Origin of the sequence: Nonomuraea harbinensis (assembly GCF_019396385.1) — a bacterium.
Lineage (GTDB): Bacteria > Actinomycetota > Actinomycetes > Streptosporangiales > Streptosporangiaceae > Nonomuraea > Nonomuraea ferruginea.
Map to the genome: position 1 here is coordinate 1 of NZ_JAHKRN010000136.1, position 622 is coordinate 622.

Sequence of the window (622 nt, forward strand, 5' to 3'; positions counted from 1 at the left end):
GGGATTTCCCGAATATCGCGCACGCTGTCACCGTGCCGACCGACTTTTCCAGGGCCGGGAAATAGGCGTCCAGGACCCGGTTCAGTTCGTGTCGGAGTCCGCGCTGCTTGAGATGTCCTGAAGCAGCGCGAATGCTTTTCCCGCGATGTCCAGCGCGGTTTTGGTCTTGCCCAGCTCACCGGCCAGTTTCTCGTTGCGGGACTCGAGCTTGGCGGTGTCGGCCTTGAGTTTCTTGTTCTCGGCCCGCAGCCGGGCCAGTTCTTCTGACTCGGCGCTCTTGTGCGGCCGGCCGGACGTGGCCGGGAGCGTTCCACTCTCGGCTTGCTTTCTCCAGTGCACGATATGAGAGTGATACAGCCGTTCCTTGCGCAGCAGCGCGCCCCGCTCCGGGCTGCCTTCGGGCAGCGCGTCGAAGGCGGCCAGGATCCGTGCCTTGTAAGCCTTGGTGAACGTCCGCCGCTTGGGCCGGGCCGGCTGCTCATCGGTCACCCGACCATCCTGCCCCGTCATGGCGGCCTGGTCGGCGAGGGTCATCGTCACTGTCTCGATCGTCCTGTCTCGCCCTGCTTTACATCAAAAGGACTCATCTGTCCCATGTACCACAGCAGTCTGACAGAGAGGG

Annotated in this window: 1 protein-coding gene; it reads right to left on the reverse strand. The window is 63.5% G+C overall.

Annotation, left to right across the window (positions count from 1 at the left end):
* Nucleotides 1–81: 81 nt before the first annotated feature.
* Nucleotides 82–540, reverse strand: a complete 459-nt coding sequence (locus KME79_RS44350; protein WP_219552687.1) for a transposase — start codon at nucleotides 538–540, stop codon at nucleotides 82–84.
* Between the last annotated feature and the right edge of the window lie 82 nt (nucleotides 541–622).